Source organism: Nocardiopsis codii (assembly GCF_036327455.1).
Taxonomy (GTDB): Bacteria; Actinomycetota; Actinomycetes; order Streptosporangiales; family Streptosporangiaceae; genus Nocardiopsis; species Nocardiopsis codii.
The window spans coordinates 214383-222123 of sequence record NZ_JAUZMY010000010.1; the positions used below are offsets into that span (position 1 = coordinate 214383).

The window sequence follows — 7741 nt, forward strand, 5'->3', positions numbered from 1 at the left end:
TTTCATGCGCTGAACAGGATGTGGCTCATTGCCGGATAGCCCAGCAGAGCCAGGAATCCAACAAAGAGCAGGACGACCGGCAAGCTCATCCGCTCGGTAGCGGACTGCGCCTCGGCATCCATCTCGGACAGGAATTGGGTGCGCAGTGTCTTGGCCTTGGCAGCCAAGGAGCTGCGAATACGCGCGCCGTCGGCTCCGGCGAGCTGGAGACTGGCCGCGAGTTCGGCGAACTCGGAGGTGTCGTAGCGCTCGCCGAGATCGCGCAGCGCGTTCCAGGGTGGCTGGCGCATGAGCGCCGCTTCGCGCAGGCTCTCCCGGATCCGGACCATGGCCCATCCGTTGCCGGCGGCGCCGGCGTCGGCCAGTGCACCGTTGACGCCCGCGCCTCCGGCCAGGGACACCACGACCAGATCGGCGAAACTGGCCAGGGCGCGACGCATGCGCTCCCGACGCTTGTCGGCCTCGTCACGCAGGGACATGTCCGGGGCGAACCAGACGATCACTGCGAAAGCCACCCACATGGCCCCAGCGAACGCGCTAGAGGGAAGTACTCCCGCGAAGGAGAGCATGCCGCCCAGGAGCGGGGGGAAGGCAAGTCCCAGGAGCAGAGCAGTGAACTTCTCGGCGAGGTAGGACGCAGGTGCGCGCTCGCACACCATCAGGTTGCGACGTGTGCGGGGCCCGGGCATACCGAAGCCCTCCAGGATCGGGACCCCGATCTTTCCCAGGCGCGTCAGAACTCCAGTTTCCGGACTCGCCGCCACGACCTGGCGGGGAGGCGGTGGTGCGGCCAAGCGCTCGGCGAGCGTGGGCCCGGCCCAACGGGCCGCGAAGAGCGCCCACAGTGCCAGCCCGAACGCGGCACCCGCAAGGGTCGCTGCCAGGACGGGGGTCATCGGACGGCCTCCGAGGTACGGGCGGGAGCGGGTTCGGGTGCGAGTACACGCGGCCCCAGGTCAAAGCGGGACATTCGGGACAGCCAGACGAGTGCGATCGTCCACAGGCAGCCGATGCCCGCGAGCACCAATTGGCCGAGGAAACCGTCAAGCGGCTCCATATACTCTCCGTTGATCACCAACAGGAAAGCGGCCATACCCACGGTCGTGCCGACGATGATCCGGGTGGAGGTGCGCAGCCGGGCGCGGCTGGCGGCCACGCGCACGAGCATCGCCGCCTGTTCACGGGCGGCCTCGGCCAGGCTGCCGAGCAGGGTGCCCAAATCGGTGGCGTGCCTCGTGGCGGCCGTGCTCAGCGCGGCGGTCACCAGGTCGGCGGTGGGGTTGTCGACCTCGTCGGCGAAGGAGCGCAGGGCGTCCTGCGTGGACCGGCCCGCACGCAGCCGCTCCGCCAGTCTGGCGACCGGCTCGCGCACCGGCTCGGGTGCGATGGGCACCGTGGCGGCGACGGCCTGGTGCAGACCGGCGGCACCGGCCATGAGGTCGCGCAGCATCTCGGTCCAGGCCGCGACGGCCTCGACCCCGTCCACCTGTTCCTGGTGGCGGCGGTCGGGCCCCAACACGATGGGCCCCCACCAACAGCCCGCGGCGACGAGCACACCGGCCACCGGCCAGCCGGTGAGGAACCAGACGAGCAGACCGCCGGCGATCGCCCCGATCAGGCGCAGCGGCCGTTGCCGGCCGAACAGAAGCGAACTCCACTGCGGGGCCCGGGACCCACGCGAGCTCCGGGACGCGGCCAAAGAGGCCAGCGCCAGCCACAGCCCCGCGCCGAGCAGGACGCCGGAGGCGGCGACAAGGAGGACAGGTGTCGTCATCGCGCCCACCCCACCGTGTCGTGGGACAGCATGGCGGGGTCGAAACCGGCCTCGGCCAGGGCGTCGAGCGTGTTGGGGCTGGGCGGCGCCGCGGGCAGGGGCCCGTTGCGGTCGCGCCGGTACACTTCGTTGGACACCACGTTCTGCCCTTCGGCGCCCACGACCTCGCGCACGCTCGTGACCTTGCGCCCGCCGGTGGGCAGTGCGGACACGTGCACGACCAGGTGCACGGCGGCGGCCACCAGGGAGGCCGTGGCGTCCAGGGGCAGGCGCTCCGAGGACTGGGCGGCGTAGGCGCCCAGCTTGGTGAAGGCGCCCGCGGAGTCCGCCGCGTGCAGGGTGGTGAGGCTGCCGTCGTTGCCCTGGCTCATGGCGTTGAGCAGCGGGACGGTCTCGTGTCCGCGCGTCTCTCCGACGATGACCCGGTCGGGCGACATGCGCAGGGCCGTGCGCACGAGGTCGGCGATGGTGATCTCGCCGACGCCCTCGACGTTGGCCGGCCGGGCCTGGAGGGCGACGCAGTCCGGGTGGGCGTCGCGGTCGCGGTCCAGCCCCAGTTCGAAGACGTCCTCGATCGTGACGAGGCGCTCGTCCACGGGGATCTCGGCGGCCAGGGCGCGCAGCAGGGTGGTCTTGCCCGCGCCGGTGCCGCCGGTGATGACCATGTTGCGGCGGGACCGCACCCCCGCGCGCAGCAGGGCGACCAGGGTGTCGTCGATCGTGCCCAGTTCGCGGAGCTGTTCGAGGGTGGTGCGGCCGTAGCGGTGGCGGCGGATGGACACCGAGGGCTGCCGGGCGACCTCCATGACCGCGTTGAGGCGCTCGCCGCCGGGCAGCTGCATGTCGAGGATGGGCGCCCCCGGGTCGAAGCGGCGCTCCCCCGTGGCGGACTCCGACGCCAGGCGCCGGACCAGGGCGACGACCTCCTCGGGATCGGCGAAGAGGGAGTCGTGCCGCTCGCGGCTGCCGTCGGCGCGGCGCACCCACACGTGCACGCCGTTGATGTTGATGTTCTCGATCCCCGGGTCGTCCAGGAGGGGCTGGAGGGGGCCGAGCCCGCACACCCGGGCCAGGGCGCCCGCGGCGACGGAGGCCTCGGTCGTGGCGTCGAGCACCTGTCGGCCCTCGGACAGGGCGCGGCCCGCCTCGTCGTCGAGGATCTGGGCGATGACGCGTTCGGCGCGGGCGCGGTACTCCTCGGGTGTGTCCTCGGGTTCGCCCCGGGTCTCCTCGCTCAGCCGCCGGGTGGCCTCGGTGACGGTCCGCTCCACGCGGTCGGCCACGGTGCGGGCGCGGTCGGTGTCCAGGAAGTAGCCGTCGGTGATGTCGAATCCGCTGCTCATGCGTGGACCCCCGTCCACTCCGGCGCGGGCGCCGGGGCTCCGGCGCCGGGTGCGGGAGCCGGGTCGGCGCCCCGGGCGAGGTCGCCCGCCAGGCGCGCCGCCGCCTTCAGCAGCGGCCTGCGCTCCGGCTTGCGCGGGTTGGTCTCCCCGCGCAGGAAGGACGCGGAGCGCTCGTCGGCGGGAAGCCGGCCCCACACGCCCGGGCCCAAGGCGTTCTCGATCTCGCGGACGCCGCCGCTGCCGCCGACGACGACGGTGCGCAGACGCGGCAGGCTGCGGGTCAGGGCCTCGGAGGCCTCCTTGGCCCGGCGCAGCTGGGCCAGGTCGTCGGCGACGAGCAGCAGTGCCTCGTCGGCCCACGTGGCCAGCGCGGAGGCCGCCGCGCCGGGGGTCAGGCGGCCCAGGTCCAGGACGACCGCGGGTCCGGACGGGGAGGCGAGCACGCCCGGGTTCTGGGACAGCAGGCGCACCGCGCCCTCGGCACGGTCGGCGGTGACGGGCGCGTGGCACACGGACAGCCCTCCGGGGAGGATCTGGGTGTGCGCGGCCAGGTCGGCGGAGGCGCCGCCGTGCCGGGCGGCGGCGGCCAGGCCGGTCAGTCCGGGGTCGGGCTGGAGGCGCCGCCAGGTGGCGACGTCGCCGCCGGAGGCGTCGGCCTCCACGAGGACGGCTCCGGTCCCACCGGGCCAGACCGCGGACAGCGCCATGGCCGCGCAGGTGACGCCGGGGGCTCCGCCCAGGGAGAAGAGCGCCACGGTCCGAGGCATCACGCGCCTCCCCGCGGGTTGACCTGGACCACGCTGACGCGTTCGGCGGCGGCCGCCGAGGCGATGGCCGCGGCGTCGGCGGAGGCCACGACGATCTCGAGCGAGACCGACCCGTCCTCGGCCGCGGAGGGCAGGACCTCCCGCACGAGCGCGCGGTAGGCCTCCACACCGCCGCCGGTGGCGCCCTCCTCCGAGTGGACCACCACGGAGACCGCGGTGCCGGGGCCGAGCGAGGAGGGGAAGCGGCCGGCCCGCAGGGCCACGCCGACCAGGGCGCGGTCACTCTCGGGGAAGGCCGCCTCGGCGCCCAGGGCGGCCTCGGGCAGGACCCCGCCCTCCGTGACGGGCACGGTGAGGATCTGTCCGACCGTCTCCTCCAGGCGCTCGGCGCCGACGAAGGAGACCCCGTCGGCGACGGCGATCCTCGCGACCCGCAGGTCCTCCGCGGACACCACGTGGCCCGCGGGCAGGTCGCCGTCGGCGACGAGCACCCCCTGCTTGTCGTCCATCTGCTCCAGGGCCACAACGCCGCTCAGACCGCCCACGGTCATCATGCCCAGGCCCAGGACCAACCACCGCCAGCGGCGGGGTCCGCTGCCCAGGAGCCGCACCGGCGGGGTCTCCCCCTGCCGCGGGGAGGCCGCGGGCGCCGGTGCCGTCTTCGTGTCCACCACGTCTGTCTTCTTCTTTCGCTGTTAGCGGTTGCCTGTGTCGGTGACCAGGCCCTGGGATTCGGCCACCTGGAGGTCGACCTGCGAGGTCGTGGTGACCGAGTCGAGCGCGCCCGCCTCGCCGCCGGAGAACTCACCCTCGGAGAGCTCCCAGCCCACGTCCCAGCCGACCCGGACGGTGACGGGGTAGGCGCCGCCGGCCTGGCTGTCGGAGGGCAGGGAGTAGACGTGCCCGCAGTCGGGGGAGGCCGACTCGGGGTCGTGCTGGGCCGGGTCGAAGGGGGTGCCGGGGCCGTCGCAGCGGATCTCCGTGCCGTCGCCCAGGTTCCACACGGTGGAGGTGGGGGTGGCGGTGACCGTGAGGGACCAGTCCTGCACCTCGGCGGAGGCTTCGGCGGCCTCCCACTCCTCGGACTCCACCCACAGCCACAGGGGGGTGTTGACCAGAACGAGGGAGTCGACGCCCGGGGAGGTCGCGATCCGGGGCGGGGGCAGTTCGAAGTCGGCCATGGACTCCTGGATGAGGGTGACCGGGTCGGTGGGGGCCTCCCCCTCGCCCCCGTAGTCGATGGCGTCCCAGTCGATCGCGTCCCAGTCCACCTGGGACCAGTCGATGGCGTCCCAGTCGATGGCGTTCCAGTCGACGCCGTCGGTGGTGCCGTCGCCCGGGGCGGCGGGGGCGTCCGAGCCTCCCCCTCCGCCTCCCCCGCCCTGCTGGCCGGCGTGGGTCTGCCACCAGCGCAGCAGGATCGAGCAGCCGAGGCCGCCCGAGCTGCCGCACTCGACCTGGCCGAGGAAGGAGCCGTCGTCGGCGTGCGCCGGGGTGGCGGCCCCGGCTACCAACAGGGTCAGTACCGCGGCGGTGGCCGCGGGTCGTACGAGTCTCAGCATGATCCCGCTTCCCAGATCCTGAGGTCGGACACGCGCCAGGCGAGTCCGTCGTGAATGAGTGTGGCTTCGACGAGGCGCGGGCCCTGCCCGGGGGAGGAGCCCATGCCGAGGTTCCAGGCGGAGTCGTCGAGGCAGTCCTCGACCGTCGCGCTGTCGGGTCCCTCGACCGCGGCGACGGGGGCGAGGACGGGTTCACCGGTGACCTGCCCCCCTGCGGCGGTGGCCCCCTCCAGAGCCGCGCTCATGAGGGCGTACGCGCCGCCCACGGCGTAGTCCTGGAGTTCGGGGGGAACCTCGCCGCCCTCGTGGGAGGCGGTCACGACCGTGTCCCACATGCTGGTGTAGGCGGCGACCGCCGCGGCCTCCTCCTCGCTGGCGGGAGAGGGCGGGGAGCTCGGTGCCGCCCCCGCTTCGGAGACCGCGTCCTCGGAGGACGCGCAGCCCGCCGCCAGGGCGAGGGCCGCGCAGCATCCCGCGGCCGCGGCCGCGCGTAGGACGGTGCCGTTTCTTATCGCGGCTGTCGTCATCGGTGGGTTCTCCACTGCCATGGAAGGGGAGGGTGGTGCATGGCGGAACCGACCCGGGTGAGCGGGCCCTTTCCCTTCCGACGAGGGGCGGGGGCGGACTCCCTTGCCCGGGAGGTCACGGGACCGGGCGCGGGGGGCCGTTGAGCGGACGGGCGGAGGAGGTCCTCCGGCCGGGTTCGGGCCCGTCGCGGACCGGCGTGACCGGCTCGCGCGGGGCGAAGCCCGGGGACTGACCGAAACCATGTGGTATTGGTTGGATTTTTATCTGTCCTTGCGTGAGCTTATAGAGAAGTCGCCTGTCGTAACAACCCCTCGTGCTCCTTCTGTGACTGTGATCCGGTCGAACTTCCGGACATCAGTCTCACAGCGCCCCGAGAAGACCACGCAGCCACAGCCCTGCATCAAACACACGCGAAACAACATCTGAACGACATCGTTCGGTCACGGTTTCCCCGATCCCTCCCCGAGGGGAGGGCCCGAGGCGGGGCCGGAGGGCGCCACGGTGTGGGGGAGAACACCGGACGGGGAGCTCGACGCGCCCGTCGGCGCTCCGGACACGTCCGGGAGTTGACGCGCTCGGCGCCGACCCGATCAGACCACGAGCACGCGCGGGCCGCGCCCGCGCAGCCTCCGGATGTCCTCGGGGTCGGTACCGGTGTCGGTGATGAGGCAGTCCACCTCGCGCAGCAGCGCGAAGCGGGCGATCCGGTCGCCGCCGATCCTGGTGTGGTCGGCCAGCAGCACGGTCCTGGCCGAGGCCCGCACCATGGCCTGCCTGGCCATCACCTCGGCGGGACCGGCACAGGTCAGGCCGCGCTCGGGCGACACCCCGTCGGCGACCATGAAGGCCACGTCGACGTGGAGCTGTTCCCACAGGCGCACCGAGGAGAGCGTGGTCCTGGCCGCTGCACCCATCCGACCTCCCAGCAGGTGCACGGAGAGGTCGCGGCGCGCGGCCAGCCCCAGCGCGGCGGGAACCGAGTTGGTCAGGACGTTCAGCCCGCACCCCGCGGGCAGCGACCACGCGATCCGCTCCGCCATCGGCCCGGCGTCGAGCATGATCACCCCGCCCGGCGGCAGTTCCGCCAGGGCGGCCCTGGCGATCCTGCCCTCCGCGGCCGAGAGCCGCCCCGTTCCGGACGGGGTCGTCGTGGCGCTCACTCCCGCCGCCCGCCCGACAGCCGCGGCACCGCCGCTGAGTCCACTCACAAGATCCTCCGATCCATCGGTACCCCTCTCTCCGGCCGAGCAGGCGCGCACCCCGGCCCGCAGTGCGCATCCCGACAGGCCGTCAGTTCCCGTACGGGGAGAGCATCCCGGACAAAGAGGCACTGTAATCGAACAGCCACGGCGAGTGAGCGTGAGCGTTGCGAAATGGCAACGGGGACCGCGTCCGAACCCGCCGCGCGCGACGCCGGCCCCCGCCGTGACGCCTCGAACGGGCCTCCTGCCAAGCGGAACGGGCCCACCCGACCGCCTACCAGAACCAAAGCCAACACAAGGCAACACACAGGAACGAAAACAGAAACACAAGCGCAACTACTTCCATGTAGAGGCAGAGCGGTGCTAATTTCGTCCTTCTCGCTGGTGGTGGAGGGGTCGCCGGCAGTGGCGGGTAGAGGGGCGGGGAGACGGGTATGGCGTTGGACCCGAACATGTCCGACTCCTCACGCAACGCGATCAAGGTCCTCACCGGCATCGAGGTCCCCAATGTCAGCCTCGCCAACCTCGGCCGCGCCTCCGAGGTCTACGCCACCCTGAACCAACG

8 protein-coding genes are annotated in these 7741 nt (G+C 72.9%); all 8 read right to left on the reverse strand.

The window, feature by feature from the left end; translation table 11 throughout:
* Positions 1 to 2: 2 nt before the first annotated feature.
* Positions 3 to 896: a type II secretion system F family protein gene (locus Q8791_RS12850; protein ID WP_330091892.1), complete on the reverse strand. Its 894-nt coding sequence runs from the start codon at positions 894 to 896 to the stop codon at positions 3 to 5.
* Positions 893 to 1783, reverse strand: coding sequence for a type II secretion system F family protein (locus tag Q8791_RS12855; protein WP_330091893.1), 891 nt, complete (start codon positions 1781 to 1783; stop codon positions 893 to 895). The genes Q8791_RS12850 and Q8791_RS12855 overlap by 4 nt, the downstream gene beginning before the upstream one ends.
* The gene (locus tag Q8791_RS12860) at positions 1771 to 3117 is read right to left on the reverse strand and encodes a CpaF family protein (protein WP_330091894.1); all 1347 of its coding nucleotides are present in this window, start codon (positions 3115 to 3117) and stop codon (positions 1771 to 1773) included. The genes Q8791_RS12855 and Q8791_RS12860 overlap by 13 nt, the downstream gene beginning before the upstream one ends.
* A complete protein-coding gene (locus Q8791_RS12865) occupies positions 3114 to 3884 on the reverse strand; it encodes a hypothetical protein (protein WP_330091895.1) in 771 nt (256 codons plus the stop codon). The genes Q8791_RS12860 and Q8791_RS12865 overlap by 4 nt, the downstream gene beginning before the upstream one ends.
* Entirely contained in the window at positions 3884 to 4558 is a 675-nt protein-coding gene (locus tag Q8791_RS12870) for an SAF domain-containing protein (protein ID WP_330091896.1), read from the reverse strand. Before Q8791_RS12870 ends, Q8791_RS12865 begins: the two co-directional genes overlap by 1 nt.
* A gap of 21 nt (positions 4559 to 4579) precedes the next feature.
* Entirely contained in the window at positions 4580 to 5446 is an 867-nt protein-coding gene (locus Q8791_RS12875) for a hypothetical protein (RefSeq protein WP_330091897.1), read from the reverse strand.
* Complete coding sequence (locus Q8791_RS12880; protein ID WP_330091898.1) at positions 5440 to 5973, reverse strand: hypothetical protein; 534 nt, start codon at positions 5971 to 5973, stop codon at positions 5440 to 5442. The genes Q8791_RS12875 and Q8791_RS12880 overlap by 7 nt, the downstream gene beginning before the upstream one ends.
* Before the next feature lie 591 nt (positions 5974 to 6564).
* The gene (locus Q8791_RS12885; RefSeq protein ID WP_330091899.1) at positions 6565 to 7134 is read right to left on the reverse strand and encodes a DeoR/GlpR family DNA-binding transcription regulator; all 570 of its coding nucleotides are present in this window, start codon (positions 7132 to 7134) and stop codon (positions 6565 to 6567) included.
* Between the last annotated feature and the right edge of the window lie 607 nt (positions 7135 to 7741).